Origin of the sequence: Williamsia muralis NBRC 105860 (assembly GCF_001598915.1) — a bacterium.
Taxonomy (GTDB): Bacteria; Actinomycetota; Actinomycetes; order Mycobacteriales; family Mycobacteriaceae; genus Williamsia; species Williamsia muralis.
The window spans coordinates 1403954-1430875 of the sequence record NZ_BDAP01000001.1; the positions used below are offsets into that span (position 1 = coordinate 1403954).

Below are 26922 nucleotides of genomic sequence, written 5' to 3' on the forward strand. Positions count from 1 at the left end.
TATTCATTACGACATATGGCTGGCTGCGTCGCGGAGGAGAACAGTGGAGCGTCAGGGCACGCGTGAACGGATGCTGATCGGCGCCGTCGAGGTGATGCGTGAGCGTGGAGCCGCCGGTGTCACGGTGGATGCGGTGCTCGAACGCAGCGGATCGCCGCGTGGCTCGGTGTACTACCACTTCCCGCAAGGGCGTCAGCAGATCGTCGCCGAAGCGCTCGACTATGCCGGCACCACCATCAACGGCGTCATCGAATCGGCTGTGAAGCGCGGCTCCATCGCTGCCATCGACACCTTCGTTCGCTGGTGGACCGATCTGCTCGAGACCAGTGACTTTGCCGCGGGATGCCCGGTCGCTGGGGCCGCGGTGGGCGCGGGGCCGGCCGACGCTGAACTGGGGGAGGCGGCGGCGCGCTGGTTCAATGCGTGGATGCTCGGGCTCGAGCGGGTGATCGTCAACGAAGGTGTGTCACGAGCCCGCGCCAAACGTCTCGCCACACTGACACTGTCCGCGCTCGAAGGCGCGGTGATGTTGAGCAAGTCGACCAGATCGACAACTCCCCTCAAGCACACGGCAACCGAGTTGAAAGCCCTGCTGAAAACCCTCACCTGAACTCGAGGTCGCGGCAGGACCGACGCTCACTCAGCGCTTGCGTAGCCCCGCCGCCTTCACCATGTCGGGTACAGACGTGAACTTCACCCGTGGGCGGTTGAGCTCCTCGCCTCGCCGCCGTTCGGCGCGGTCGATGGCTCGCACGCCCCGGTAGCCGATCACCGGCGCCTTGCGTTGGCGCAGCAGTGCGTCGAAGTGCTTCTGGCCGTGCGATCGGCCGGACAGCTGGCCCTTTTCCGCGTCGATCAAGAATTCGTCCACCGTCGCTTCGGCGCACACCTTGTTGGCCCCGATGCCACCGGTCGGCCCGCGTTTTGCCCAGCCGAGCACATAGCTGCCCGGGATGACGTCGCCGTTCGTGTCGAGTAGGCGGCCATCAACATTGGGGAACACTCCGCGTTGCTGGTCGAACGGCAGGCCGGCGATCGGGGTGGAGCGGTAGCCGATGGATCGCACCACGAGGTCGGCAGCGATGACGTGGGAAGTGGCGCCGGTACGAACCCGGACGCCGCTCACCCAAGAATCGCCGAGAATCTCCTCGGGAGCCGAGTGAAAACGGAAAACGATGCGACGAGCGGTCGGGTCGGCCACCCCGCTGTCGTCGGAGATGACGCCGGGATCGTTCTCCACCACCACGTCGACACCCGGAATGGAGTTCAGCGCTCGGTATTCGGCCGCGGAGTAGGCAGCGCCGGCCTGGTCGCGGCGGCCGAGTAGCACAACCTCGCGCACATTCTGGCGCCGCAAGACCTCCAACGCCCGGTCGGCGATGTCGGTGGTCGCGAGAAGTTCGGGAGGCGATACGAGGATCCGGGCCACGTCCAGTGCCACGTTGCCTGTGCCGACAACCACAACGCGTCCGGTGTTGTTGTGGCGCAACACCTGAGCATCGGCGATTGCCGGTGCGGCGTTGTACCAGGCAACCAGATCGGTGGCCGAGGTGGAGCCGTCCAGGTCCTCACCTGGGATTCCGAGCTGCCTGGAGTCGCTGGCCCCCACCGCGTAGAAGACCGCGTCGAAATGGTCGGCCAGTTCGGCAGGTGAAATCTGGCCGGCCGCAGTGTCTTCGCCGACCTCCACGTTGGTGACCAGGGTGACCCGCGGGTCGCGGTACAGGATGTCGAATCCTCGCAGCACCTTCTTGGTGCCGGGGTGATCAGGTGCCACGCCGGCGCGTACCAGCCCGCCGGGGGTGGGCAACTTGTCGATCACCGTGATGTCAGCGGTGGTGCGGTCCAGGAGGCTACGCAACGCGTAACCCCCGGAGGGGCCGGTTCCGACCACCGCAATACGTTGACCTGCAGGCAATTTCGGGATGACAGGGTAGGTGATCGGCGTCCACCCGGAGGTCACGTCGGTGTTGTCGCGGTAGTACGAGGCGTTGATGTCGATGAACACCTTGTCGCGGGTACCCAGCTTGTCGGCGGGGTAGATCGCGTCCACGGGGCAGGCGTCGGCGCAGGCGCCGCAGTCGATGCAGGCTTCTGGATCGATGTGCAGGATGTCGGAGCTGCCGAACCCGCGTTCCTCCGGTGTCGGGTGGATGCAGTTGACCGGGCACACGGACACGCATGCTGCGTCGCTGCAGCAGGTCTGGGTGATGACGAACATCAGAGCATGTGGACTTTGCGATAGACGCGGGCAGCGGGTTTGGTGAGCAGACCCGCCTCGTCCAGGAAGCTCATCAGGTGTGCGCAGCTGCTTCGGACCATCGAGTGGAAATGTTCGTTGGATCGGCGGGTGGCAACAGCCCGCTTGGCGTCGAGGCCGGCGTCGGCGTACGCCCGCGGACGGATCATGCTCGTGAAGATGAACGCGGCAGCGATGGACACCACCAGTGCGCTCCACTGCCGGCGCAACCAGCCGACGCCCTTCATCGCATCCCGGACCTCTTCGCGCGCGAACTTCATGTGCCGCGACTCTTCGAGGACGTGGATCTCGTTGACGGTGCGGATGAACGGAAGCACCTTCTCATCACGCATGCAGCCGCGCTGGAAGACGTCGAGGATCTCTTCTGCCACCAGGATTCCGGTGTACGCGATTTCGGAACGCGCCGTGCGCATGAAGACCTTGCCCATCCATCCGACGAACTTGGAGGGGTGGTAGGACTTGCCGACCATCTTCTGCGAGGCCTTCGCGAACATGATCGAATGCCGGCATTCATCGGCAATCTCGGTGAGCGCGAACTGGAACTCCGGGTCGTGGTAGTCGCCCAGGTACTGATCCCGGATCACCATCTCCTGCAGGATCTCTCGAACCAGATGCCGATGTTCATGATCGACGCGAACTCGTGGCGGGTCAGTGCCACGCGCTGCGGTTCGGTCAGCTCATCCCAGTAGTCGGTGCCGTACAGCGACGACCACTCGGGACTGCATCCGTATTTGTCCGGGTCCATCGGCTGGTCCCAATCGATCTCGGTCATCGCGTTGCGCGACAGTCGAGCCGCCGAGGCGAGCAGACGCTTGGACACCTCGTCGGTGCCCTGATCGTGCATGCTCACCACGTTGTCGTGGGTCGACTGGTGGTGCGCTTGCGCCGCGTTCACAGACATCGGAGAACCTCCACAAACTAAGACAACGGACATTGATACGACAATGTGCGTTGTCACGCTAACACGGAGGTGCGTGTCTGGAAAGGGTCGCGACCGAAATCAGTGCGCGGCGACCACCCGCCGGACTGCGGCGCGCACGTCGGCATCGGTGTCGTCGGCAGCCGCGTCGAGCACCACTCGGACCTCGGGATCGTCGGACCAGTGGCTGAGTGTGAGGGCGGCGGCCTTTCTCACGTCGTTGTGGGGATCGGTGATCGCGGCCGACAACACTGCGATCGCCGCGGGCCCCGGCGCCGAGACGAGGCCTCGCGCCGCGCCGACCCGAACCTGCCAGGCGGAGTCCTTGAGCGCTTTGACCAGCAGTGGACCGTCCACGGGAGCTTCTCCCAGGCGAGCCATCGCTTCGAATGCGGCCGCTCGCACCAGCGGATCGATGTCCTGGGCGAGAACGCGGACCGCCTCGGCGCCCTTGGTCCCGACGGTCGCGAGCCCCGCGGCAACGGCGATGCGGACCTCTCGGTTGACGTCGCCGACAGACTCGGCGATCAGCGCAGATTCGTCCAGTGAGACCAGTCCGCGAACGGCCTCGATGCGCACGCGGTGATCGCTGTCGGCGAGCGCGGCGGCGAACGTCTCCGCGGGTGCCGCGCGCAGGGCGCGTAGGAGGTCGAGGACGGTGGCGCGCACTGTGGCATCCACCGAGGTGAGCGTCGCGTGGAGGATCGTGATGAACTCATCGGTCGCGTCGAGCACTTCGACCAACTCTTGCAAACCCTGCGCGGCGAAGCGACGCACCTCGGGGGCCACGTCACTCAGCGCGTGTGCGATTGCGACATCAAAACCCTCCGGGGTGTTCTCGGTGAGGACCGAGATGGCGGTCTTCCGCACGGTGGCGTCGTCGTCGGCGAGGTACGACTGGAAATCGTCGATACCGGCCGATCCCATCGCGAGCAGTTCGACGATCCGCGGCGAGGCCGCAGCGACCGACTGGCGGTCTTCGACACGCGCGAGCTCACGGACCGGACTCTCCACGCCCGCATGGGCAGGCCCGGTGACCACCTCGGGCTGCTCGATGGCGATGACGGAACGATCGGCGGGCGGGATGTGGTCGAGACCGTCGACCGGTACAAAGTAGGGCTCGACCGGCCGGCCCAGGAACTCCATGTCACCCGTGGCGTTCTTCCGGACGTTGAGGTGGTAGCCCCACTTGTCATCCTGTCGCTCGGGGATGTCGGCCCGCTCGTGATAGAGACCCCACCGACTTTCGGTGCGTGTCAACGAACTCCGGGCCGCCAGCTCGGCGCAGTCGCGGATGAACGACACCTCGGCGCAACGCATCAGCTCATGCGGTGTGCGCCCGCCCATCTCGTCGATCTCACCGCGCATCCGTTCGAATGACTCGATGGCGATGGCCAGTTTGTTCGCGGACTTCGGAGGTGCGACATAGTCGTTGACAAAGCGACGCAGCTTGTATTCCACCTGGGGCTGTGGGGGACCGTCGGGGTGCCTCAGCGGCCGGTAGATCAGGTCGTGCGCCTCGGCGAGCTGGTCGAGTGGCAATGCCGTCGGCATCGCGCGGTCCCGTGCGGTGTCGCTGGCGTGCTGGCCGGTGAGCTCGCCGTACACGAAGGCGCCGATCATGTAGTTGTGCGGTACGCATGCCAGATCGCCAGCCGCGTACAGCCCGTCGACGGTGGTGCGGCCGTTCTCGTCCACCCACACACCGGACGCGGAATGTCCGCTGCACAAACCGATCTCGGAGATGTGCATCTCGATGTCATGGGTCCGGTAGTCGTGACCGCGGTTGGCGTGGAACGTGCCACGGGTCGGCCGTTCGGTGGTGTGCAGGATCGATTCGAGTGCATCGAGTGTCTCGTCGGGCAGGTGGCTGACCTTGAGATAGATCGGCCCGCGGGCTGATTCGATCTCGGTCTTCACCTCCGCCATCATGTCGCCGGACCAGTAGTCGGAGTCGACGAATCGCTCACCTTCGGCGTTCACCTGGTAGCCGCCGAACGGGTTGGCCACGTAGGCGCAGGCCGGGCCGTTGTAGTCCTTGATGAGTGGATTGATCTGGAAGCACTCGATCCCGCTGAGTTCGGCGCCCGCGTGGTAGGCCATCGAGTACCCGTCGCCCGCGTTGGTCGGGTTCTCGTACGTGCCATAGAGATAGCCGGATGCCGGTAGCCCGAGTCGTCCGCACGGGCCGGTCGCCAGGATCACTGTCTTGGCGGCAATCTCCACGAATTCACCGGTGCGCGTGTGCAATGCAGCCGCGCCGACGGCCCGGCCGTTCTCGGTGAGCACGCGCACGGGCATCAGCCGGTTCTCGATGGTGATGTGCTCGCGCATGTCCTTTTTGCGCAGCACTCGGTAGAGGGCCTTCTTGACGTCCTTGCCCTCGGGCATGGGGAGAACGTACGAACCGGAGCGATGGACTCGGCGTACCGCGTACTCACCGTGTTCGTCCTTCTCGAATTTCACGCCGTACTTCTCGAGGCGCCCGATCATCGCGAAGCCACGAGTCGCCGTCTGATACACGGTCTTCTGGTTGACGATGCCGTCGTTGGCCCTGGTGATCTCGGCGACGTATGCCTCCGGCGTTGCCTTGCCGGGGATGACGGCGTTGTTCACGCCATCCATACCCATGGCAAGCGCACCCGAGTGCCGCACGTGCGCCTTGTCCAGCAGCAACACCGACGCGCCGTTCTCCGCGGCGGTCAGGGCAGCCATCGTCCCGGCGGTACCGCCGCCGATCACCAAGACGTCGCATTCCCGGCGATCGCGGTCAGCTATGTTCGGGATGTCCATGTGGTCCCTCAGTTCTCGAGTGCGGCGGTGATCCGCGCACGCAGTTGGGCGGTCGCCGTGGCATCCCGGTGGTTGGGGTCGCGCGGACGCGGCACGTCGACGATGTCGCGGACCGGGCGTCCGGCGCGCCCGAACACCACAACCCGGTCGCCGAGCAGCAGCGCCTCGTCCACGTCGTGGGTCACGAACACCACGGTCGCGGGATGCGATGCCAGCGTGTCGATCAGCAACGCCTGCATGGTCGACCGGGTCTGGGCGTCGAGCGCGCCGAACGGCTCGTCCATCAGCACCGCCCTCGGTGCACCGGCCAGTCCGCGGGCGAGTTGGACTCGCTGACGCATACCGCCCGAGAGCGACTTCGGGAGGTAGTCGGCGAAATCGGCCAGTCCGATCTCGTCCATCCACCGCTCGGCCTGAGCCTTGCGGTCCCGACGCGGTACCCCGCGGAGGGTGAGCGCGAGCATGATGTTGCCGCGCACGGTGCGCCACGGGTGCAGGGCGTCGTCCTGGAAGACCATGGCCCGATCACGAGAGGTCTTGCGTACGGGCTCCGCGTCGGCGAGCACTCGGCCACCCGATACGGGCAACAGCCCGGCAATCGCCCGCAGCACAGTGGATTTCCCGCATCCCGACGGCCCTGTGAGCACCAGGATCTCACCCGGTTCGATCGTCAGGTCGAGTCCGTTCACCACGGCGTCGCCGCCGTAGTCGAGTCGTACATCATCGAGTTCGAGACGAAGACCTGTTGTCGGGATCAGGGCGGTTGTGGAGTTGATGGTGCTGGTCATCGGGTCTCCTGAGCTCGGGGAAGCCACCGGGTCAATCGGCGGCCGATCAACTCGATGCCGCCCGAGGTGAGGGCGCCGAGTATCCCGATGGTGAGCATGCCGACGAACACCTGCGGGTAGTCCACCACCGTGTACGCCTGCCAGGTGCGGTAGCCCACGCCGAGCCGGCCGGAGATCATCTCGGCCGAGATGAGGCAGATCCACGCCACGCCGATGCCCACCGACAGTCCACTGAAGACGCCGGGGGCGATGCCGGGCAACACCACTCGCAGGATCACGTCGCGCTTGCGTCCGCCCATGGTGAGGACGGAATCTTCCCAGATGGTCGGCAGTGCACGCACCGCGTGCCGGGTGGCCACCGAGATCGGGAAGAACGCGGCGACGAACGTGATGAACACCATGCCGGCTTCGTCGGTCGGCAGCACCAGGATCGCCACCGGCACCAGGGCGATGGCGGGGATGGGACGCAGGACCTCCGTGAGGGTGCCAACCGTGTTGGTGGCAATACGAGAGCGGCCCAACAGGATTCCGACCGGAACGCCGACTCCGACGGCGAGTGCGAAACCGGCCCCGATCCGGATCAGCGACTGGCCTAGGTCGAGGTAGTACTCCTCGGTGCCCAGACTCGTCCAGAATGCTTGGGCGATGTCGGTGACCGATGGCACCGTGTCGAACCGGGCCCACAGCACTACGTCGGCGGTGGTCAGGAACTGCCAGAGTCCTGCGGCGGCAACGAGGACCAGGATGCGAAGTGGCCAGACGGTCAGCCAGTGGCTGCTGCTCCGGGCAGACTTCGGTGCTGTCACTGAACGTGTCTGGATGTCCAGCGCCGGGGTGACGGTGGCGGTGGCCATCAGATGACCTCCGCGACAGCCTGATCGTACGACGCCGGCACGGCCCCGGGATGGGTCTTGATGTACTCGTTGGCGCTGTCCTGGGTGGTGAACGGCACGAACTGTGTTCCGTCCCGCAGCCACACCGCCTTGTCGGCAAACCATCGGGTTCCGAGCAGCGGGTCCGAGATATACGCTGCACGAACAGATTCGCCTTGGGACTGGGCCTGCCGGATTGCTTTGAGCAGGCACGTCGGTCCGGCCGCCGGCTGCGTGTTGTCGCTGCCGTCGAGCCACAGTTCTGCTGCGTCGGCCGGGTCGACGTCGATGTTGCACACCGGGTCACGGCCACGGATCTGCGACGCATTCTGGGTGGATGCCAGTGAGTCTGCGTAGTTCTGACCGGCCGCGGTGAATGCCTGTTCCAGGGGAGCGGTGTTCACAAACGTGTTGAGGTCGAGCTCGTGTTCGAAGCTGCCGATCGACTTGAGGTAGGGCTGATCGCCCCGAAGCGCCTCCACCAGTTGCGGTTTGACTGCAGGGTTGAAGTCGGTGCCGCCGGGGCCGTTGTAGAGGTAGACCACCTCGGCGGGCAGGCCGCTGTCCTTGGCGACCAGGTTCGCAGCGGCGAGCGGAGCGTCGATCAGGGACTTGGTGGAATCCAGTTGTGCCTGCAGGAAGGCGGCCACCACATCCGGGTGCTCGTCGGCGAACGCCGATCGGGCGACAACACCGTGCAGCGTGGGAACGCCGAGCTGGGCGCCGTCGTACAGGAGCCGCGCCTTGTCCTGGAACACCAGCAGACCCGGCCAGGCGACGAACTGAGCCAGCGCATCGACCTTGTTCGATTCGAGCGCAGACGCGCCGACCTGAGGCTGCTGATTCTGCACTTTGACGGCGTCGTTGGGGTTGATGCCGATGCGGTCGAGCGCCTGGACCAGTGTTCCGTGTCCAGCCGAACCGACGCTGGCCGAGACGCTCTTGCCGCGCAGATCAGCGATGGTCTTCGCATCTGAATCGGGTGACACCACAACCATGTTCAGTGAGCCCCTGGGGCTCGAACCGGTGACCGACAACATCTCGGTGCGTGTTGCGTCATTGGCGTTCGCCCGCGACCCGTTGATGAGCATCGGGTAGTCACCCATCGACCCGATGTCGATCTTGCCTGCGATCATCCCGGTGGTGATCGGAGCACCGGTGTCGTAGTCCTGCCATTCGACGCTGTACTTCTGGCCGGTCCGCTCGGTCACCTCGTCTAAGCGCTTCTCGAAGTTCCCCTCGGCGCGAAGCAAGGTCCCGGCCGTCACGGTGTTGATGGTTTTGGACTGGTACCCGACGACCACGCGAATCGCATCGCCGTCACCGGAACTGTCGAGTGAACAAGCTGCTGAAGTCAGCACGATCGCAGCGGCGGTGAACAGCGTGCCCAATCGGGCACGTCGAGACGCGGTTGATCTCATCGAGGTTTCCTTGTGGTGCGAAAGGGTGGGGTGCGAGAGGTGTTGGGCTGGTGGGGAATGAGTCAGCGGAGCAGGTACGGCATGTTCACGGTGACCGCTCCGGTGGGGCAGCGGACTGCGCACGGGCCGCAGTACCAGCATTCGTCGACGTGCATGAAGGCCTTACCGCTCTCGGGATTGATGGCCAGTGAATCGAGGGGACACACCTCGACGCAGAGCGTGCAGCCCGTGATGCACAGGGATTCGTCGATGGTGACCGGGACGTCGGCTCGGGCGTTGACTTGGCTCACTGGTACTACTCCTGTGTTCGGCGGGCTGTGCTGCGCAGACAGACTCGGTCGCTGCGCATTCGGATGTATTCGAGATCGACGGGTCGGTCTCCGGCTTGTAGGTGGGTGAGTCTTTCGAGCAGCAACATGGCTGCGCCCGAGGCGATCTCGAGGTGGGCCGCAGAGTGTGGGTCGGCGTTCACTGCTTCGACGGTCATCGTGGCGCGGCCCAGCCTTTCGCCCGCGATCTGCTCGAGCAGGGCGAAGACGTCGTTGTGTTCCAGATCGTGCTGGATCAGCGGGATGCCCAGGTCGGGAACGAGATAGGTGACGTCGAGACTGATCGGTTCGTCATCGAGAAACCGCAGCCGTTCGATGTAGACGGCCTGCTCACCGTCGTCGAGTGCCAATTTGCGTGCCACGGCGCGGGGAGGGTCCACCAAGGTCGCCACCTTGACGGTGTTGCGGACCTCGCCGTGCATGAGGAACGTCTCCTTGAGTCCTTGCAGGGCGTCCAGACCGTGTTCGAGTTGTCGCGCCACCACATGGGTGCCGACACGAGGAGAGCGTTCGATGAGTCCTTCGTCGCGCAGGATGGTCAGGGCATCACGGATGGTGTTGCGAGATACGCCGAAGTCGGCGATGAGGGTGGGTTCATCAAGCGATCCGGCGACGTCTCCGTCGTGGACCTGGCGCCGCAGAACATCGGCGACCATGCGCGCGTTGTCGGCACGTAATCGCGTGCCGCCAGGGGGCCTCATCTGCATGAATGGCACCATAACGCCCGAATTTCGGGGTCCGGCCTGGCCGAATGCGCCGCTGCGAGCGGCAGTTCGGAATGCGCCAGGTGCCGCCCGGTCGACTGCGCCGTGACCTGGGCTGCTGCGGCGCCGAGGGGCCAATTCGCCACCTGGGCGAGCCGGCGGGGGATTTAAATCAGCGGGGTGTAAACGTTTCGGCGGGAGTGGCCCGCGGGCCGTTCAACCCACTTGAACCCGCCCTGACCTGCGTTCCCCGGCGCCGCAGATCGATGGCCACCACCAGCGGCCACAGCATCTCGGCGGTGAAATTGATCCTTTCGGCGAGTCCCAGCCGGTCGCCTCCGCCGGTCTCCAGAACTGTCCACCCCAGCACTGCGAGCAGGATGATCGAGGCCGTCGCCGCCACGGCCGGGCGAATGGTCGGGGCGGAAGACGGCGCGCGCGAGATCGCCAGCAGAGGCCACAGGCAGAACAAGGCCGCTGAACCTCCGGCCGCGAGGAGATGGAACGTGGGTGCGACGTCCACCGGTGACAACGCCACGGCGATCCCACACGCGCCTGCCCCCGCCAACGCGATCCGCGCCAGTGTCCTGATTCCGGTCAGACCAGCGCTCGTAACGATCTGGCAGACCCCGCTCAGGGCGATCCCGATGGCCATCACCCAGCCGCCGCCGGAGATCGTGGCCAGGTCGCTGAGCGTCTGTTTCGTGGCGTCGTACTTTTCGGTGATGATCATCGCGGCGATCACCGAGGAGCCGATCAGCAGGACGGGAGCAGCGGCAGCGCTCACCAGTGCCCAGAGCGGTACGGCCGATCGTGGTACTCGCGGCGGTGCCGGCAACTGTTCGCCTTCCTGCGATCACAGGTTCGGGGCTCTCACCTCGCACCCACCAACCCCGACACCGGCTACCAGCGTACGGGTCCGGCCGCGTCGATGAAGGTGCCCGACTCGGCATCGTCGGGAAGCGTTGCCGCACGCAGCACAACGGCTGCTGCCTCCTCTGCGGTCAACGGCGCCTGTGTCCGGTTGCCGGGGGCGAGATCGGTCTGCACATGACCCGGGCACACCGACGTGACCTTGACGGTGGTGCCGGCCAGCATCTTCGCCAGCCCGATGGTGATGCTGTTCACCGCCGCCTTGGACGCCTGATAAGCAGGAACGACCATCGAATAGTACTGCGACTGAACATCTTTCTGATCCGCCAAGGAGCCCATGGTGCTCGATACATTGACAATGCGGCCGCCGGCACTACGCCAGATGAGCGGCAGCATCGCCTCGACCACATTGAGGACCCCAAGGGTGTTGACGCTGAAGGTCTTCGCGGCGGCCGACGGGTGACTGAAGTTGATCTCGGCCGGCTGTGTGGCCTCGGGCAAGACACCGGCGTTGTTCACCAGAACATCCAGCCGATCATGGCGGTTGGCGAGTTCGTGAGCCGCGCATCGAGCACTTTCGAAGGACTCCACGTCGAGAACCAGGCTTTCCGCGCGCAGGCCCTCCTCGCGTAGATCGGCGGCCAGGGATTCGATCCGCCCGCCGTCGCGGCCACTGATGATGACGGTGTTCCCTGCGCGGCCCAGTGCCCACGCAGTGGCAAGGCCCAGGCCCCGGCTCGATCCGGTGACCAATGCGACTTTTGACACGATGACTCCAAATCTCTGTGCGACAACCACTTTCACGCTCCGGTAGAGCGCGACATCAGTTCATCTCACGACAGCTCGGGGGTGCTGGCGGGAATCGGACCTCGCGTCGCGGGGGAGGAGGACGTTGACGGTGGGCCACCGCGACGGGAAGCTGGGCAGATGGCCCACACGAACGGCGGGGCGCCGGACGGCACCGATGACGTTTCCCTCACGGCGAAGATTCGCGACCTGCTGAGCGCGCGGTCGCCGGATTCGAGTATCTGCCCGTCGGATGTAGCGCGAGCAGTTGCCCCTGATGACTGGCGCCCCCTGATGGAACCGGTGCGTGCGGTCGCGCGCCAGATGATGGCGGACGGCGAAGTCCAGATCACCCAGGGCGGTGACGTGGTCGACGATCCGGCGAACGTCCGAGGTCCCATCCGCATTCGCTGGACTCGCTGAGCGCGCCTGTCACATTGTGCGCTGCTGTGTCGTCCTCCAGATAGGGGCGCACGGTGCGCTCGTCTGAAACAGGAGGTTCCTCGCGTGGCACGTATTCCAGCAGTCAACCCCGCCGACGCCGGTCTGATGGTGAAGGGGGCGTATCGGTACGCGGCCCGCAGGTTCGGCTCGGTGCCCGAACCGTTTGCCGTGATTGCCCATCACCGCGGCCTGTTCCTGGCGTCGGCGATACATGAGACGGCCGTGGACAAGGCGTCGACGGTACTGCCATCGAACATCCGGGAAATCGCTGTGTTCCGTACGGCCTGGACGATCGGGTGCTCGTGGTGCGTCGACTTCGGCACCATTCTCCAGCGTCTCGACGGTCTCGACATCGACCGTCTGCGCGACATCGCCGACTATCAGAGTTCGCCGCACTACAGCGACGACGAACGGGCGGCGATCGCGTACTCCGATGCGATCACCGCAACGCCGACCACGGTTACCGACGAGCAGGTGGCCGATCTGCGTGAGCGTTTCGGCGACGCCGGTGTGGTGGAGCTGACCTATCAGATCGGGCTGGAGAATCAGCGGGCGCGGATGTACTCGGCGCTCGGTATCACCGACCAGGGTTTCTCGACCGACTCCTGCCGGGTGCCGTGGGCCGATCCCGACACAGCGGTGGCGGACTGACCGCGTCGACCGTCTGACCGACCGGGCACACTGGTGCAGGCAGGTGACGCGATCTACGAAGGGACTCACATGTCGGCCGGATTGTCCGTGGTGATCGCCGACGACGATGTGTTGCTTCGGGCAGGCCTGTCGAGTCTGCTGACGCAGGCCGGGCTGGACGTGGTCGGCCAGGCCGGCGACGCCGATGAACTGCTCACGCTCGTGCGGGCGGAACCGCCACAACTGGCCATCATCGACATCCGGATGCCACCGTCGCACACCTCGGAGGGTCTCGACGCCGCGCTGCAGATCCGCAAAGAGTTCCCCTCGGTCTCGATGCTCCTGTTGTCGGCACACGTGGAGGTCGACCATGCTCTCGAGTTGCTCGACGGTGGCCGGGGGATCGGCTACCTGCTCAAGAGCCGGGTCACCGACGTCACCGATTTTGTGGACACCGTGGGTCGAGTTGCGAACGGTGCGTCGGTGATCGACCCCGCTCTGGTGCACGAGCTGGTGGCCGCGCGACGGCGCGATGATCCGCTCGGCGCCCTCAGCGCACGGGAACGAGATGTGCTGACGTTGATGGCGGAAGGGCTCTCCAACGCCGGCATCGGGCGCAGGCTGTGGATCACCGAGGGCACCGTGGAAAAACACGTCCGCAGCATCCTGACCAAGCTCGATCTCGCCGATACAGCCGACGACCACCGGCGGGTCCGGGCAGTGATCATGTATCTCGATGCGATGAGCTGATCACCACGGGCCAGAGGGTTTGCCGACCTGCCGTCAGCTCAGAATGCGCATGATCGACTCGGCGGACAGTTCGAACTTCGGCAGGAACCCGATCGCCGAGCTCGCCTCCACCATGTCGGCGAAATCCTCCTCATCGTGGGTGGAGACGAGGATGACGGCGGGAACCGGGTCCGGCCGGGTGTCCAGTAGCGCTTCGACCACATCGAAGCCACTCTCACCGCCGAGGTCGATGTCCACCAAGATCAGGTCGGGCCGGGTGCCGGCAGCGGTCTGTACCGCAGCAGCAAGTGTCGCGGCCGTCCCGACCACCGTCATGCCCGCAGCCTCCAGCAGCCTCTGCGCCGCAGCGCAGAAGGCGACGCTGTCATCGACGATGAGGCAGCGATGGTCGGAGGGCTTCACCTCTTCGAGGGTGTCAGACGGACGCGCGTGGGGCATTCCCGCTAGCAGGAACATCTCGCCGCCGAAAGCGGCGCGGGCCGCTTTCGGCGGCGAGCCGCTTGGCCGACAACGGCACTATCATCGCCGTGTGCTCGGACGAACAAGCAGGCCGCACCGCAGGTCTGCACGATGATCTCTGCGGCTCGGTCAGGAACAGAGTTCAGTACCGATCGCGGTTCTTGGCGCGACAGGCTCGCCACCACGGTGCTTCGGCCCAGCGCTCCACCTCTGGGGTGGGGCATCGCCATCGCGTGCGGCTTCATCGCCACCGAGATGCTCGTGGTGCATCTGCTCGAACAGATCGCCCCCAATTCCGCGTTCGGCGCGGTCTTCCTGTTCGGTGTCCTGGTCGTGTCGGCCGGATGGGGTTTCGGCCTCGCGCTTGTCACATCGGTGGCCAGCGCAACGGCCTACGCGTACGTGCATGTTTCGGAGAACAGTGAGAGCCTGGTTCCCGCCGTGGTGGTGTTCTCGACGCTGGCAATACTGACCAATGTGCTGGTGGGCCAGTCCCGGCTTCGCGCAGTCGAATCCGATCAACGGCGGCGGGAAGCCGACCTGCTGGCCGCGTTTGCACGCACCATGCTCCGTGAGTCGATGTCGCCGGAGATGTTCGAAAAGGCCAGTTCCCGGCTCTCCGATGTACTCGAGCTGCCGCCGCCACACGCGGTGCTCGGGCCGGCGGACACTGACCCGGCGCCGGACCAGCAGCGGATCCTGTTGCGTGACAATGGTATCGATCTCGGCGCGTTGCTGGTGCCCGGCACCCTCGATGCTGCCGACGCACGCCGTGTCCGGCGAATCGTGCCGGCACTCGAAGCCTTGCTGGCCGCCGCCCGAGATCGGGAACAACTGCATGAACAGACTGCCAGGCTGGCCCGCCAGCAGGCCGCGCTGCGCAGGGTGGCCACCCTGGTTGCCCTGCGTGTGGAGCCCGACGACGTATATCCGGCCGTCGCGCGGGAACTCGGATCCGGGCTGGGTGCCGAGCACGTGTCGGTGGTGCGGTTCGAGGACGGGCACGGTGTTGTGCTCGCGGCCTGGGACGACGAGCGCAACGAGAACCGCCTCACTCCCGGAGAGCGGCTCGAACTGGGTGGGAACAACATCTGCACCCTTGTTCTGACCACCGGGGAACCAGCGGCCATCGATTACACGGCAGCGACCGGCCCGATTGCCGATCGCATGCACCAACGGGGACTGGTCTGCGGGCTCGGAGTGCCGATCACCATCGACGGCGACGTCTGGGGCGCGGTGGTGGTCGCGTCGTCAGACCGTGCACCCGAGCTCGAGATCCAGACCCGGATGACCGATTTCGCCGACCTGGTGGCCACCGCGGTCTACAACTGCGAGACCCGGGCTCAACTCACCCAGTCGCGTGCACGTGTCATCGCAGCGGCCGACCAGGCGCGTCGGACCATCGAACGCGACCTCCACGACGGCGCCCAGCAACGCATCGTCTCCCTGGGCATGGAGTTGAGGGCCGCGCAGGCGGCCGTCCCCACGGACCGGGAGGACCTACGACTTCGGCTGGACCGCAGCGTCGATGCGCTCACGCACGTACACACCGATCTTCAGGAACTCTCGCGCGGCATCCACCCTGCGATCCTCTCTAGGGGTGGGCTCGGACCGGCACTCAAGACCCTCGCCCGCCGATCACCGGTACCGGTGTCCCTGTCCATCGACATCCCCTGGAGACTGCCCGACCCGGTGGAAGTCGCTGCCTACTATGTCGTGGCCGAAGCGTTGACCAACACCGCGAAGTACGCCGACGCCTCCGTGGTCACGATCACTGCGGCGATCACCGATGAAGTTCTCGACCTCACCGTGTGCGACGACGGAGACGGTGGGGCAGACACCGGCGCGGGATCAGGTCTGATCGGCCTGCAGGATCGAATCGAAGCCGTCGGAGGAACATTCACCGTGTCGAGTCCGGTGGGTGAGGGTACGAACCTCACCGTGCGGATACCCGTGGCACGCGACGCCTGACACCTGAAGCCTCACGCCCACTACCGGCTAGCCGGTAGTGGCACCTCCCGTCACCATCCCCCGGGTTTGGACGCCAGCAGCGTCGACACAGCTGCCGCGGTGGACGAATGTTGATGTCACCACGTCGAAGCGACCACAGGAGACACCATGCCGTACATCACCACCACCGACGGAACCGAGATCTACTACACCGAGCAGGGCAGTGGCCAGCCGGTCATCCTGAGCCACGGATGGCCACTGTCGTCGGACGCTTGGCAGCTCGAACTCAAGCTCCTCGCCGACGCCGGCTACCGGGCCATCGCCCATGATCGCCGCGGCCACGGTCGGTCGTCGAAGACTTACCAGGGCAACGACATGGACACCTACGCCAAAGATCTCGCCGAACTCGTCGAGGCACTTGACCTGCGCGACCTGGTCCTGATCGGACACTCCACCGGTGGTGGTGAAGTGGTCCGCTACGCCGCCCAGCACGGCGGAGATCGGGTCGCCAAGGTGATCACGGCCGGCGCTGTCCCACCGGTCATGCTGAAGTCAGAGTCCAACCCCGAAGGCACTCCGATCGAGGCTCTCGACGACATCCGCAACGGTGTACTGAACGACCGCTCGCAGTTCTACAAGGACCTGTCCGAGCCCTTCTTCGGTGCGAACCGCGACGATGCCAATGTCTCCCAGGGTGCAAAAGACGACTTCTGGCGTCAGGGCATGCTGGTGAACCTCGCCGCCGCCTACGACTGCGTCAAGGCGTTCTCCGAGACCGACTTCACCGAGGACCTCAAGGCCCTGGACGTGCCCATCTTCATCGCCCATGGCGGCGACGATCAGATCGTGCCGATCGCCGCAGCTGCCGAGAAGACCATCGACCTCGTCAAGGACGGAACCTTGAAGGTCTACCCAGGCGCCCCGCACGGCATCTACGGGGAGTACCAGAAGGCCCTGGACGCAGACATCCTCGAGTTCATCGCCAAGTAGCAGCCAGGCCCCCTTTCAGCCCTTTAGACAACGGAGTTCGTTCATGTCCGCAACACCCACCATCGTTCTCATCCACGGTGCATTTGCCGATGCTGCCAGCTGGACCCCGGTGACCCGCCGTCTGCTCGACAAGGGTCACACCGTTCTTGCGCCCCCGGTGCCCAACCGCAGTCTGCTCGGCGACTCGGCGTACATCCGCTCGTTCGTCGAGCAGATCGACGGCCCGGTTGTACTCGTCGGCCACTCCTACGGTGGCGCCGTGATCACCGTTGCCGGTGCCGCCGACAACGTCGTCGGCCTGGTGTATGTCTCCGGGTACGCACTCGAAGAAGGCGAGAGCCTCGGCGAACTGCAGGGCCGGTTCCCGGATTCCGACCTCGCCGCCAATCTTGTGTACACGCCGTTCCCGATCGAGGGTGCCGAGCCCGGCACCGACGTCTCGGTCAAGATCAGCGCCTTCCCGGCCGTCTTCGCCGCGGGTATCCCGCAGGAAGACTCAGAGGTGCTTGCCGTCTCGCAACGACCACTGGCCGCCGCGGCCTTCGGTGAAGCAGCACCGGTCGCCGCCTGGAAGACCAAGCCCGCGTGGGGAATCGTCAGCAGCGACGACCACACGATCAACCCGGACGTCGAGCGTTTCGGGTACGAGCGTGCGGGCCTGAAGAAGGTTGTCGAACTCGACGCCCCGCACCTGGTGATGCTGGCGAAGCCGGCTGAGGTCGTCTCCCTCATCGAAGAGGCGGTCACTGCGGTGACCGAGGAAAGCGCCGTCGCGAGCGCTTGATGTTCCAGCGCGCCGCCCCCGGTCGACGTGCCGAGGGCGGTGCGCCCACTTGCTTAGACATCCACCATTGACCGACAGAGAGTCCGAGAAGATGAGCAGCCCCTATGTGGTGATCGGCGCCACCGGCGCGCAAGGTGGCGCCGTGGTGACAGCGCTGCTCGCCAGAGCGCTGCCCGTGCGTGCAGTGGTCCGGCGCCCGGAGTCGACCCGAGCCCGCCGGCTCGCAGATGCGGGTGCATCACTCGCTGTTGCCGACCTCGGCGACCCGAAGAGCCTCGCCGCGGCGTTCGCGGGAGTCGCCGGTGTCTTCGCTCTCACCACACCGTTCGAACGTGGACCGGATGAGGAAGTCTCGCAGGGGATCTCGATCATCGAAGCAGCGTCCACCGCCGGTGTTCCTCATCTGGTCTTCTCCTCGGTGGCCAGTGCTGATCGCCACACCGGGATCCCGCACTTCGAGAGCAAAGCAGTTGTCGAGGCGGCGTTGATGCGGTCGGGCGTTGCCAGCACGATCGTCGGCCCCACATACTTCTACGACAACCTCCTGGCCGGAATCGACCAGGTGCGTGGGGGAGTACTCGAGCTCGCGATCGGTGAAAATACTCCATTACAACAGCTTTCACGTCGCGACCTCGGCGAGTTCGTCGCGACGGTCTTCGAGGATCCGGCGCCCCACGTGGGCCGGCGGATCGACATCGCGTCCGACGCACCGACACCCGCCCAGATGGCGGAAGCGTTGGGGCAGCAGCTCGGCCGCACCGTTCGTTTGCGGACCGTCGATGCTACCGACATCGGTTCGGCGGACATGCGGGCGATGTTCGGGTACCTCAACGACACCGGATATGCGGCCGACATCCCCGCTCTGCACACCGCATACCCGGCAGTCGGTTGGCAATCGTTCACCGACTGGCTGGACGAAACGCTATGACCACCACTGCGGAGTCCGCGCCCCAGGCGTCCGCATGGGCGCCGTTGCGCAACAAGATCTATCGATATCTGTTCATCGCCCAGCTCGTCTCGAACATCGGTCTGTGGATGCAGACCGTCGGGGCCCAGTGGTTCCTGGTGGAGCATGGCAGCAGCGCCACCATCGTTGCGCTCGTCCAGACTGCGAGCCTGCTGCCGACGCTGTTCTTGGCCTTGCCCGCCGGTGGACTCGCCGATCTCCTCGATCGCAGGCGCCTGCTGATCGCGGTCAGTGTCTACACCGCGGTCGCTGCGGGGGTCACCACATTCCTGGCCTGGACCGATGTGCTGACGCCTGTGATGCTGCTGGCGATGACGTTCCTGCTCGGATGCGGCTCGGCACTGTCGGCTCCGGCGTGGCAGGCCATCCAGCCAGAACTCGTTCCACGCGAACAGATCCCAGCGGCTTCCTCGTTGGGCAGTGTCACCGTGAACGCGGCACGTGCGGTGGGTCCGGCGATTGGCGGAGTGGTGGTGGCCGCGGCCGGGCCGGCCGCGGTGTTCGCGATCAATGCCGTGTCGTTCCTGGCGATCATCGGTGCGCTGGTGTGGTGGCGGCGACCCGCCGACGCCCCGGGCGTAGACCGTGAGCGGCTGGGACGGTCGCTGGTGACCGGTCTGCACTACGTGCACGCAGCACCCATCGTTCGCCGGATCATGGTGCGATCGGCGGTCTTCGCCTTCCCGGCATCTGCCCTCTGGGCTCTGCTGCCGCTGGCGTCGAGTGAGCACCTTCATTTCGGGGCATCGGGTTACGGCCTGGTACTGGGCATGCTCGGTGTCGGGGCGGTGGCCGGCGTCGCGATCTACCCGCGCCTGCGGAAGAAGTTGTCGCCCAACGCCTTGCTGGCGGCTTCGGCGATCGCGTACGGGGTGGGAGTGGTCGCGGTCGGCGTGTTGCCGGTGTGGGCGGTGCTGCCGCTGCTCCTTGTGGCCGGAGCTGCCTGGATCGCAACTCTCACCACGCTCAACGCAGCGATCCAGCTGTCGCTGTCGCACTGGGTGCGGGCCCGCGGGATGTCGATCTACCTGCTCGTGTTCATGGGATCGCAGGCTCTCGGATCGTTTGTGTGGGGTGTGGTGGCGTCCCACACGAGCTTTGTCACGGCGTTGCTCATCTCGGCGGCCCTGCTTGTCGCCGCGGCGGCCAGCGTCACGGTGGTACCGCTGCGGCCCGAGACGGGGACACTGCCGCGAGGTGTGTCCACTGCCTGGCCCACTCCGATGGTGGTGTTCGGACCCGAACCCGATGACGGCCCTGTTGTCGTCTCGGTGACTTATCGCGTGCGGCCCGCAGAGTTGGACCAGTTCGATCAGGCGATGGCCGCCGTGGGGAAGGCGCGGCGGCGGACCGGCGGATACTCGTGGGGCCTGTACCGCCATGGCGCCGACTCGGACCTGCGGGTGGAACAGTTCACCGTTCCCTCGTGGAGTGATTACAAGCGGCAGACCACCGAGCGCTGGACGGAGTCGGACCACCAACTGATCACCGCGGCGTTGTCGCACACGGTGACCGGCGCAACCGAAGAAGAACGTCAACTGTTCGCGGTCGGGCCCCGGACCGGCCGCCATCCGGCGCGGGCTGGGGAGCACATCGGCCAAGTCGGCGAACCGAACGGTACCGCTGAACGGGAGGAGTTGCGGCACGGTTCTACAGTCAAGGGATGAAGTTGCGATCGTCATGGGCCGCCGACCACCACATGCCGCCGGCCGTGGTGCAACCGGTCCTGCGACGGTTGGCTCGCGATCCCGGTTCGATCGACGACCTGGAGTGGAGCTATCTCCTGCAGGCCGACGGTCCTGACCTGGACGAACTCTGTGCGTTGGCCGATGCCGCCCGGCGCGAGACCACTGGTGATGACCTCACCTTTGTCGCCAACCGCAACTTCGAGACGGCAGCCGTGCTGGCCGACGGTGGCGGTGTGAGCCTGGAAGACCTTGTTGCGGAGGCCTGGGAACTCGGCGCGACCGAGATCTGCCTGCAGGGTCCTGTTCCGGCGACCGAGTCCGCCGCCGAATACCTGGAGCTGATCAAGCGGATCAAAGCGGTCGCGCCCGAGATCCATCTGCACGCCTACCGCGCAACAGAGGTGTTCGACGCCGCGACCCGACTCGACGTCACCGCCGGAGAGTTCCTCCGGTCGGCCCGCGAGGCGGGCCTCGACACCGTGCCCGGCACTGCCGCGCAGGTACTCGACGACCACGTGCGCCGCGCCCTCTCGCCCGACGGCCGCGGACTGTCGGTCGCCGCGTGGGTGGACACGATCATCACCGCCCACCAGATGGGTCTGAAATCGACCGCGACGATGCTCTACGGTCACATCGAGGACCCGATTCACCAGGTGGCCCACCTGCGTCTGCTGACCGACATCCAGCACCGCACGTCCGGCTTCAACGAACTCATCCTCATGCCGATGCTTCCCGAGAACGCGCCACCCCACGTCCGGGATCAAGCGGTCCAGGGCCCCACGCTCCGCGAGACCCGGGCAGTGCACGCGGTGGCACGTCTGATGATGCTCGGCACCATCGACCACGTACAGGCGGCGTGGACCAAACTCGACGCCGACGCGCTGCGTGCCGTGCTCCGCGGTGGTGCTGACGATGTCGGCGGCGTCCTGATGGACGGAACGCTACGTCCCGACGCCGGGCCCGAGAGTGGTAGACAGCTCTCGCCCGACGATGTGACGGAGTTGGGCAGAGAACTCGGCCGGACGCCGCGTCAGCGCACGACCCTCTACGAGGACCCACCCGCCGAGCGGGTCGAAGTGTTGCGACGGGTCTTCGCGTGACCTCACCGTCCTCATTGCCACACTGCGTCGATGTGGCGATCGTCGGTGCCGGGTTCGCGGGACTCGGCCTGGGTATCCGGCTGGCTCGGGCCGACCGGGAGAGCTTTGTCATCCTCGAGCGCGGCGATTCGGTGGGCGGCACGTGGCGGGACAACCACTACCCGGGCGTCGCATGTGACGTACCCGCACATGTCTACTCGTATTCGTTCCGGCCTCCCGGTGACTGGACCTCGCTGTTCGCGTCGGGGCCGGAGATCCACGAGTATCTGACCCGTGCGGTGGACGAGGAGGGTCTGACGCCGCACCTGCATCTGAACACCGATGTGGCACAGGCGCGATGGCTTCCGGATCAGCTCTGCTGGCTGGTGGCGACCAACGCGGGCGAGATGCGGGCCCGCGTGCTCGTCGTGGCGGTCGGCCGGTTGGCTGATCCGCTCATGCCTGAGGTCAGCGGCTCGGAAACATTCTCCGGCAAGGTTTTTCACACCGCCCAGTGGGATGACGAAGCTCCGATCGACGGCGCACGCGTCGGCATCGTCGGCACCGGGGCATCGGCGGTTCAACTCACGCCACACCTCGCTGAGCGTGCCGGGGAGCTCGTCGTCTTCTCCCGCAGCGCGCCCTATGTGGTGCCGCGAGGCAATCGGGAATACAGCGAACCCGAGCGTGTGCAACTACAGGTGAAGGCCAACGCAGACCGCCTGAGGGAAGAGCTCTTCACCGAGGCCGACAAAGCATTTGCGCAGCGCCGGGGGCTCCGACCGGACATCGATGAGATCCGGGCCCGAGCGCTGGGACATCTGACTGCCCAGATCGGCGATCCGGATCTCCGACGGGCCCTGACGCCGGACTATGAAATCGGTTGCAAGCGAATACTTCTCAGTGACGAGTTCTACCCGGCGCTGACGAGGCCGTCGGTGACACTGGAACCCTCTGCGCTCGCGGCGTTCGACGGTGCCTCGGTGGTCGCCGCCAGCGGGCGTTCCTACGATCTCGACGTTGTTGTCATGGCCACCGGATTCGAGGCTGCCAGGCCCGCGTTCGCCGAGAGGGTCGCGGGTGTGGGCGGGGAACTGCTCTCCGACCATTGGGGCGAGGGCATGGTGTCGTACGCGTCCACCGCCGTCAGTGGCTTCCCGAACATGTTCGTATTGGACGGCCCCAATGCCGCACTCGGCCACAACTCCGCGATCTACATGATCGAGACGCAGATCGACTACGTCCTGGGCGCCCTGGACCACCTGTGGCGCAACAGTGGGCTGGCGCTCGAGGTGTCCGCGGATGCCGAGCGCGACTACACGCGGGAGATCGACGAGCGAAGTGCGTCGACGGTATGGCTCAGTGGTTGCAGCAGTTGGTATCTCGACCCACAGAGCGGACGGTTGACCTTGCTGTGGCCTGGTACCGGTCGCTCGTTCCGGGAACGCAACGGCACCTTTGATCCGCAGCGCTACGAGAAGGTCAGCGCGGTTGGTGTGGGCCAGGAGTGCCGGGTTTCCTGACCCTGTGCTCACCGGTCAGATGAGCGCACGTCCGGTACCGCCTTCAGCTTCGCGGGGTCGGCGATGTCGTAGATGGCTGCCACACGGCCGTCGCGGACCACAAAGCAACTGGCGCGAGCCGGGGATGCGCGACGGTCGCCGGCAGCGTCCCATCCGGCGCTGTACGCACCGAGTTCGCCGTTGACGAGCACCGGGATCTGTTCGGACAGGAACGACTCGCCGTACCGTCGAACCAGCCCCAGCAGGAATCGCGCGACGCCGTCCGCACCGTGGATGGGCTTGACCGCTGTGGGGGTGGTGCGGTTCGCATCACCGACGATCATGGCGTCCGGATCCAGTGCAGCCACAACGGAATCGACGTCTTTCGAGGCCAGCGCAGCAACGAGGCGTTGCACCGCGTCGGCCTGTTCGGTCTCCGGGACCGACGGCGGCACTCCCGAGACAATTCTCCTGGCACGTGAGGCCATCTGGCGTGCCGAGGCCGCGTTCACACCCAGGAGGCCGCCGATCTCGGCGAACGGCACACCGAAACCGTCATGCATCACGAATGCGACGCGCATCGGGGGAGTCAGGGTTTCGAGCACCACCATTGCGGCGTATCGGCTGTCTTCCGCGGCGACCACCGCCTGCAGTGGATCTTGTGAATCGCCGGACGGGAGCGCGGTGACCACGGGCTCGGGAAGCCATTGGCCTACATACTGTTCTCGTCGAACCGCTGCCGACCGGAGCCGGTCGAGGCAGATGCGCCCGACCACGGTGGTCAGCCAGGCGCCGAGGTCGTTGATCGAGTCGACATCGACATCGGCCAGACGCAGCCACGATTCCTGCACGGCGTCTTCGGCGTCCGTGACACTCCCGGTGATTCGATATCCCACCGCGAGCAGGCGAGTGCGTTGATCCTGGAATCGATCCGCGAGACTCGGCATGGGGTGATCGTAGGCGGACGTCGGCAGGTTCTCAGCCGATGTTGACCCCGTAGTCGCGTGCGATACCGGCGAGCCCTGAGGCGTATCCCTGGCCCACCGCCCGGAACTTCCATTCGCCGCCGCGCCGGTAGATCTCGCCGAACACCATGGCGGTCTCTGTCGACGCGTCCTCACTCAGGTCGTAGCGTGCCAGTTCTCGCCCGTCGGCCTGGTTGACCACTCGGATGAAAGCGCCGTGCACCTGGCCGAAGCTCTGACCGTGGATATCGGCCTCGTGGATGGTGACCGGAAAGATGATGGAGTCGACGTCCGGCGAGAGGGCCTTCAGATCGACGGTGATCGTCTCGTCGTCGCCCTCGCCCTCGCCGGTGCGGTTGTCGCCGGTGTGCTCGATGGCGCCGTCAGGGGAACGCAGGTTGTTGTAGAACACAAAAAACGAGTCGTTCAGCACCTTCCGGTTCACGTTGATCGCAAGGGCGCTGGCGTCGAGGTCGTAGTCGGCACCGGTGGTGGATCGGACGTCCCACCCGAGTCCGACGCTTACCGCGGTCAGATTGGGTGCTTCCTTGCTCAGCGAGACGTTTCCGCCTTTGGCCAGGCTCACAGACATGGGCATCCTCCTCGGAGCGGGTTCTTTGGCTTGCAAACCATCCCCTCCAAGAGTACCGATGGCCGCGTCTACAGTCGGCAGTATGCGTATCGATCTGAGCGGTAGAACAGCATTGGTGACAGGTTCGAGCCAGGGCATCGGAAAGGCAATCGCGAAGGGACTTGCCGAGGCGGGAGCGCGCGTTGCGGTGAACGGTCGAGACGCTGGGAAGGTGCGCGACGCGGTGGCGGAACTGACCGCGTAGGTACCTGAAACCGATGTCATACCGTTGGCTGCCGACGTCACCACCACCGACGGTGTGGACACGTTGCTCGCTGCCCTTCCCTCGGTCGACATCCTGGTGAACAATCTCGGCATCTTCGGGTCGCAGCCTGCGCTGGACATCTCCGACGAGGAATGGCGCCGCTACTTCGAGGTGAATGTGCTTGCCGCAGTGCGACTCATCCGCGCCTATCTGCCGTCGATGACCGATGGTGGGTGGGGACGCATCCAGAACATCGCAAGCGACTCGGCGATCGTGATCCCCACCGAGATGATCCACTACGGGATGTCGAAGACGGCACTGCTCGCCGTGAGCCGTGGGTTCGCGAAGGAAGCAGCAGGCACCGGCGTCACCGTGAACTCGGTGATAGCGGGGCCCACCCACACCGGTGGGGTCGAGGACTTCGTCTATCAACTCGTGGACAAAGACCTCCCGTGGGACGAGGCCCAGCGCGAGTTCATGCGTCTGCACCGTCCACAATCGTTGCTGCAGAGGTTGATCGAGCCCGAAGAGATCGCGAACATGTGTGTCTATCTCGCGTCTCCGCAGGCTTCGGCAACCACTGGTGCCGCCGTACGAGTAGACGGCGGTTACTTGGACTCGATCGTTCCCTGAACCCTGAACCCTGGGCTCGGCGGGTGATGTGCCTGAGTGCACACAAGTCGTGATCTGATGGCCGGATGTGATGTCTGGGTTGAACTTGTGTGCAACGGTGCCCGCGAGAGTGTCTGCGCCAGAATGTGATCGATGGAATTGTCAGACCCTTGATCTAGAATTGGGTCATGTTGTTGGTCGAGGGGGGAACTCGAGCCATACAGGTGGTCGAGGATCTGAGAACTGTTCCGCGTGAGGTGAATCGGCGCTTCGCGCAGACGGTCGCCGATGTCGTCGAGCTGGCGACACTGCGGGTGAATGAAGAACTCGCCGTCTCCGGGGACCTGGACAAGGCCGCCCGCATACCGGTTGTTGAGGTGTCCCTGCTGCTTGACATCTCACGCACGATGGCCGGTGTCTACATCGACAATGGCCTGCAACTCCGCGATCGCTTCCACGGGACACGTGCGGCGTTCGGAGAAGGAGACATCGGGTTCGCTCATGTACGCGAGATTGTCACCGCACTCCAAGCCCTGAGCGATGAACTGGTGGCAGAACTCGAACCCGAGACGATAGTAATTGCGCAACAGGGACTCTCACGATCCGTACTGCGCAACGAACTCGACCGTATGGTCATTGGGGTCGACCCCGACGGGGCAGCAGAACGACGCAAAGCGATGGAACCGCACCGCGACTACCGATCCTCCCGCGACCTCAACGGCCTTGCCCACATCTCCGCGACCATCACCGCGGCCGAAGCCGCCGAACTTGACGCGCGGATCAACGCGGTCGCGGGCACGGTCTGCGCCCGCGACCGTCGGCAACCCAGCCAACGACGGGCCGACGCCTTCGTCGCCGTCATGCGCGGACACACGCACCTCGACTGCGCCTGCGAACGCGACCAATGCCCCGAGAAGCACCGCGAACCCATACCTGCACCACCCAAGCCGATGGTCAAAATCCACACCGACGCAGCCACGTTGGCCGGGCTGACCGGGCAAGTCCCCACCATCGACGGATACGGCGTGATCGACCCCGAACTGGCGCGTGAACTCGCCGCCGACGCGACGTGGCAGGGCTTGTTCCGGGAAGCCGACCAGTTCTCCCGTGGCCGTCATCGTCAACCAGGGAGCATTGCTCCGCCGCCGGGACTGCTGCCACTCGACGGCCACGGCGGTCTCACCGAACCACCACCAGGCGCGTTGAACTATCAACCATCACAAGCACTCCGCGAGATGATCATTGCCCGCGACGGCACATGCCGAACTCCCGGATGCTCCACCCCGGCATCCGAATGCGAGATCGACCACATCATCCCGTTCAACCATGCCGACCCCCGATCGGGTGGTTGGACGATCGAAGAAAACCTCGCCCCCATCTGCCGCCCTGACCACAAACGCAAGACCCTCGGCTACTGGATCGCCCGAATGCACTCAGACCGAACCATTACGTGGACAACCCAATACGGACAGACCTACCTCACCCGACCACATGGTCTGGGCCGCTAGGGCACGAGGTATT

Annotated in this window: 24 protein-coding genes and 2 pseudogenes; 13 read left to right on the top strand and 13 right to left on the bottom strand. The window is 65.5% G+C overall.

All coding sequences use genetic code 11. The features are described from left to right. Nucleotides 1-43 precede the first annotated feature (43 nt). The gene (locus WIMU1_RS06610) at nt 44-610 is read left to right on the top strand and encodes a TetR/AcrR family transcriptional regulator (protein ID WP_307714350.1); all 567 of its coding nucleotides are present in this window, start codon (nt 44-46) and stop codon (nt 608-610) included. A 30-nt stretch (nt 611-640) separates the two neighbouring features. Here WIMU1_RS06610 and WIMU1_RS06615 read toward each other — a convergent pair whose 3' ends face one another. The 10 genes and pseudogenes from WIMU1_RS06615 to WIMU1_RS06660 form a co-directional block, all read right to left on the bottom strand. Further along, nucleotides 641-2221 carry an FAD-dependent oxidoreductase gene (locus WIMU1_RS06615; protein ID WP_062795596.1) on the bottom strand — a complete coding sequence of 527 codons (1581 nt, stop codon included), beginning with the start codon at nt 2219-2221 and terminating at the stop codon, nt 641-643. Further along, nucleotides 2221-3161: pseudogene (locus WIMU1_RS06620) on the bottom strand (AurF N-oxygenase family protein). Before WIMU1_RS06620 ends, WIMU1_RS06615 begins: the two are co-directional and overlap by 1 nt. Before the next feature lie 99 nt (nt 3162-3260). Continuing rightward, on the bottom strand, nt 3261-5972 hold the full coding sequence (locus WIMU1_RS06625) for a fumarate reductase/succinate dehydrogenase flavoprotein subunit (protein ID WP_062795597.1): 2712 nt from the start codon (nt 5970-5972) through the stop codon (nt 3261-3263). A gap of 8 nt (nt 5973-5980) precedes the next feature. Continuing rightward, nucleotides 5981-6760, bottom strand: coding sequence for an ABC transporter ATP-binding protein (locus WIMU1_RS06630; protein ID WP_062795598.1), 780 nt, complete (start codon nt 6758-6760; stop codon nt 5981-5983). Next, nucleotides 6757-7614, bottom strand: coding sequence for an ABC transporter permease (locus tag WIMU1_RS06635; RefSeq protein WP_062795599.1), 858 nt, complete (start codon nt 7612-7614; stop codon nt 6757-6759). The genes WIMU1_RS06630 and WIMU1_RS06635 overlap by 4 nt, the downstream gene beginning before the upstream one ends. Beyond that, nucleotides 7614-9053 (bottom strand): ABC transporter substrate-binding protein, encoded by a 1440-nt coding sequence (locus tag WIMU1_RS06640; protein WP_062795600.1) that lies wholly within the window; start codon nt 9051-9053, stop codon nt 7614-7616. Before WIMU1_RS06640 ends, WIMU1_RS06635 begins: the two co-directional genes overlap by 1 nt. 62 nt (nt 9054-9115) lie before the next feature. After that, the gene (locus tag WIMU1_RS06645; RefSeq protein WP_023962513.1) at nt 9116-9343 is read right to left on the bottom strand and encodes a 4Fe-4S dicluster domain-containing protein; all 228 of its coding nucleotides are present in this window, start codon (nt 9341-9343) and stop codon (nt 9116-9118) included. Between the two features lie 5 nt (nt 9344-9348). After that, nucleotides 9349-10089, bottom strand: a complete 741-nt coding sequence (locus WIMU1_RS06650; RefSeq protein ID WP_062795960.1) for a GntR family transcriptional regulator — start codon at nt 10087-10089, stop codon at nt 9349-9351. Nucleotides 10090-10258: 169 nt separating this feature from the next. Further along, nucleotides 10259-10873, bottom strand: a complete 615-nt coding sequence (locus tag WIMU1_RS06655) for a DUF998 domain-containing protein (protein WP_062795601.1) — start codon at nt 10871-10873, stop codon at nt 10259-10261. A 116-nt stretch (nt 10874-10989) separates the two neighbouring features. After that, nucleotides 10990-11727 (bottom strand): SDR family NAD(P)-dependent oxidoreductase, encoded by a 738-nt coding sequence (locus WIMU1_RS06660; RefSeq protein ID WP_031333423.1) that lies wholly within the window; start codon nt 11725-11727, stop codon nt 10990-10992. Between the two features lie 159 nt (nt 11728-11886). On the opposite strand from WIMU1_RS06660, the gene WIMU1_RS06665 reads away from it, so the two are divergent. From WIMU1_RS06665 to WIMU1_RS06675, 3 genes are all read left to right on the top strand, one after another. Beyond that, nucleotides 11887-12168, top strand: coding sequence for a DUF3253 domain-containing protein (locus tag WIMU1_RS06665; RefSeq protein WP_062795602.1), 282 nt, complete (start codon nt 11887-11889; stop codon nt 12166-12168). Nucleotides 12169-12252: 84 nt separating this feature from the next. Next, complete coding sequence (locus tag WIMU1_RS06670) at nt 12253-12840, top strand: carboxymuconolactone decarboxylase family protein (protein ID WP_062795603.1); 588 nt, start codon at nt 12253-12255, stop codon at nt 12838-12840. A 69-nt stretch (nt 12841-12909) separates the two neighbouring features. Beyond that, entirely contained in the window at nt 12910-13569 is a 660-nt protein-coding gene (locus WIMU1_RS06675; protein ID WP_062795962.1) for a response regulator transcription factor, read from the top strand. Nucleotides 13570-13602: 33 nt separating this feature from the next. Here WIMU1_RS06675 and WIMU1_RS06680 read toward each other — a convergent pair whose 3' ends face one another. Then, nucleotides 13603-13971 (bottom strand): response regulator, encoded by a 369-nt coding sequence (locus WIMU1_RS06680; RefSeq protein ID WP_245969096.1) that lies wholly within the window; start codon nt 13969-13971, stop codon nt 13603-13605. A gap of 168 nt (nt 13972-14139) precedes the next feature. Here WIMU1_RS06680 and WIMU1_RS06685 point away from each other — a divergent pair, with 168 nt between their 5' ends. The 7 genes from WIMU1_RS06685 to WIMU1_RS06715 all read left to right on the top strand — a co-directional run bounded on the left by WIMU1_RS06685 (nt 14140) and on the right by WIMU1_RS06715 (nt 23009). After that, nucleotides 14140-15999, top strand: coding sequence for a sensor histidine kinase (locus WIMU1_RS06685; protein ID WP_245969094.1), 1860 nt, complete (start codon nt 14140-14142; stop codon nt 15997-15999). Between the two features lie 147 nt (nt 16000-16146). Then, nucleotides 16147-16968, top strand: a complete 822-nt coding sequence (locus WIMU1_RS06690) for an alpha/beta fold hydrolase (RefSeq protein WP_062795605.1) — start codon at nt 16147-16149, stop codon at nt 16966-16968. Between the two features lie 43 nt (nt 16969-17011). Further along, nucleotides 17012-17752 (top strand): alpha/beta fold hydrolase, encoded by a 741-nt coding sequence (locus tag WIMU1_RS06695; protein WP_062795606.1) that lies wholly within the window; start codon nt 17012-17014, stop codon nt 17750-17752. Nucleotides 17753-17843: 91 nt separating this feature from the next. After that, complete coding sequence (locus WIMU1_RS06700) at nt 17844-18680, top strand: NmrA/HSCARG family protein (RefSeq protein ID WP_062795607.1); 837 nt, start codon at nt 17844-17846, stop codon at nt 18678-18680. Then, nucleotides 18677-20386, top strand: coding sequence for an MFS transporter (locus tag WIMU1_RS06705; protein WP_084248021.1), 1710 nt, complete (start codon nt 18677-18679; stop codon nt 20384-20386). Before WIMU1_RS06700 ends, WIMU1_RS06705 begins: the two co-directional genes overlap by 4 nt. After that, a complete protein-coding gene (locus tag WIMU1_RS06710) occupies nt 20383-21507 on the top strand; it encodes a hypothetical protein (RefSeq protein ID WP_062795608.1) in 1125 nt (374 codons plus the stop codon). Before WIMU1_RS06705 ends, WIMU1_RS06710 begins: the two co-directional genes overlap by 4 nt. Further along, nucleotides 21504-23009, top strand: a complete 1506-nt coding sequence (locus tag WIMU1_RS06715; protein ID WP_062795609.1) for a flavin-containing monooxygenase — start codon at nt 21504-21506, stop codon at nt 23007-23009. The genes WIMU1_RS06710 and WIMU1_RS06715 overlap by 4 nt, the downstream gene beginning before the upstream one ends. A gap of 8 nt (nt 23010-23017) precedes the next feature. Here WIMU1_RS06715 and sigJ read toward each other — a convergent pair whose 3' ends face one another. Both sigJ and WIMU1_RS06725 read right to left on the bottom strand, forming a co-directional pair. Then, entirely contained in the window at nt 23018-23935 is a 918-nt protein-coding gene (gene sigJ / locus WIMU1_RS06720; RefSeq protein ID WP_062795610.1) for an RNA polymerase sigma factor SigJ, read from the bottom strand. Between the two features lie 31 nt (nt 23936-23966). Further along, entirely contained in the window at nt 23967-24545 is a 579-nt protein-coding gene (locus tag WIMU1_RS06725; RefSeq protein ID WP_062795611.1) for a TerD family protein, read from the bottom strand. An 82-nt stretch (nt 24546-24627) separates the two neighbouring features. Here WIMU1_RS06725 and WIMU1_RS06730 point away from each other — a divergent pair. Both WIMU1_RS06730 and WIMU1_RS06735 read left to right on the top strand, forming a co-directional pair. Beyond that, nucleotides 24628-25422: pseudogene (locus tag WIMU1_RS06730) on the top strand (SDR family NAD(P)-dependent oxidoreductase). Nucleotides 25423-25589: 167 nt separating this feature from the next. Beyond that, nucleotides 25590-26909, top strand: coding sequence for an HNH endonuclease signature motif containing protein (locus tag WIMU1_RS06735; protein ID WP_062795612.1), 1320 nt, complete (start codon nt 25590-25592; stop codon nt 26907-26909). Nucleotides 26910-26922 lie beyond the last annotated feature (13 nt).

Excerpts from the sequence above, each read along its gene's own strand:
- WIMU1_RS06615 (WP_062795596.1), bottom strand. The coding sequence starts at position 2,221 with ATGTTCGTCATCACCCAGACCTGCTGCAGCGACGCAGCATGCGTGTCC.
- WIMU1_RS06625 (WP_062795597.1), bottom strand. The coding sequence starts at position 5,972 with ATGGACATCCCGAACATAGCTGACCGCGATCGCCGGGAATGCGACGTC.
- WIMU1_RS06630 (WP_062795598.1), bottom strand. The coding sequence starts at position 6,760 with ATGACCAGCACCATCAACTCCACAACCGCCCTGATCCCGACAACAGGT.
- WIMU1_RS06635 (WP_062795599.1), bottom strand. The coding sequence starts at position 7,614 with ATGGCCACCGCCACCGTCACCCCGGCGCTGGACATCCAGACACGTTCA.
- WIMU1_RS06640 (WP_062795600.1), bottom strand. The coding sequence starts at position 9,053 with ATGAGATCAACCGCGTCTCGACGTGCCCGATTGGGCACGCTGTTCACC.
- WIMU1_RS06650 (WP_062795960.1), bottom strand. The coding sequence starts at position 10,089 with ATGCAGATGAGGCCCCCTGGCGGCACGCGATTACGTGCCGACAACGCG.
- WIMU1_RS06665 (WP_062795602.1), top strand. The coding sequence starts at position 11,887 with ATGGCCCACACGAACGGCGGGGCGCCGGACGGCACCGATGACGTTTCC.
- WIMU1_RS06675 (WP_062795962.1), top strand. The coding sequence starts at position 12,910 with ATGTCGGCCGGATTGTCCGTGGTGATCGCCGACGACGATGTGTTGCTT.
- WIMU1_RS06685 (WP_245969094.1), top strand. The coding sequence starts at position 14,140 with ATGATCTCTGCGGCTCGGTCAGGAACAGAGTTCAGTACCGATCGCGGT.
- WIMU1_RS06690 (WP_062795605.1), top strand. The coding sequence starts at position 16,147 with ATGCCGTACATCACCACCACCGACGGAACCGAGATCTACTACACCGAG.
- WIMU1_RS06695 (WP_062795606.1), top strand. The coding sequence starts at position 17,012 with ATGTCCGCAACACCCACCATCGTTCTCATCCACGGTGCATTTGCCGAT.
- WIMU1_RS06700 (WP_062795607.1), top strand. The coding sequence starts at position 17,844 with ATGAGCAGCCCCTATGTGGTGATCGGCGCCACCGGCGCGCAAGGTGGC.
- WIMU1_RS06705 (WP_084248021.1), top strand. The coding sequence starts at position 18,677 with ATGACCACCACTGCGGAGTCCGCGCCCCAGGCGTCCGCATGGGCGCCG.
- WIMU1_RS06710 (WP_062795608.1), top strand. The coding sequence starts at position 20,383 with ATGAAGTTGCGATCGTCATGGGCCGCCGACCACCACATGCCGCCGGCC.
- sigJ (WP_062795610.1), bottom strand. The coding sequence starts at position 23,935 with ATGCCGAGTCTCGCGGATCGATTCCAGGATCAACGCACTCGCCTGCTC.
- WIMU1_RS06725 (WP_062795611.1), bottom strand. The coding sequence starts at position 24,545 with ATGTCTGTGAGCCTGGCCAAAGGCGGAAACGTCTCGCTGAGCAAGGAA.
- WIMU1_RS06735 (WP_062795612.1), top strand. The coding sequence starts at position 25,590 with ATGTTGTTGGTCGAGGGGGGAACTCGAGCCATACAGGTGGTCGAGGAT.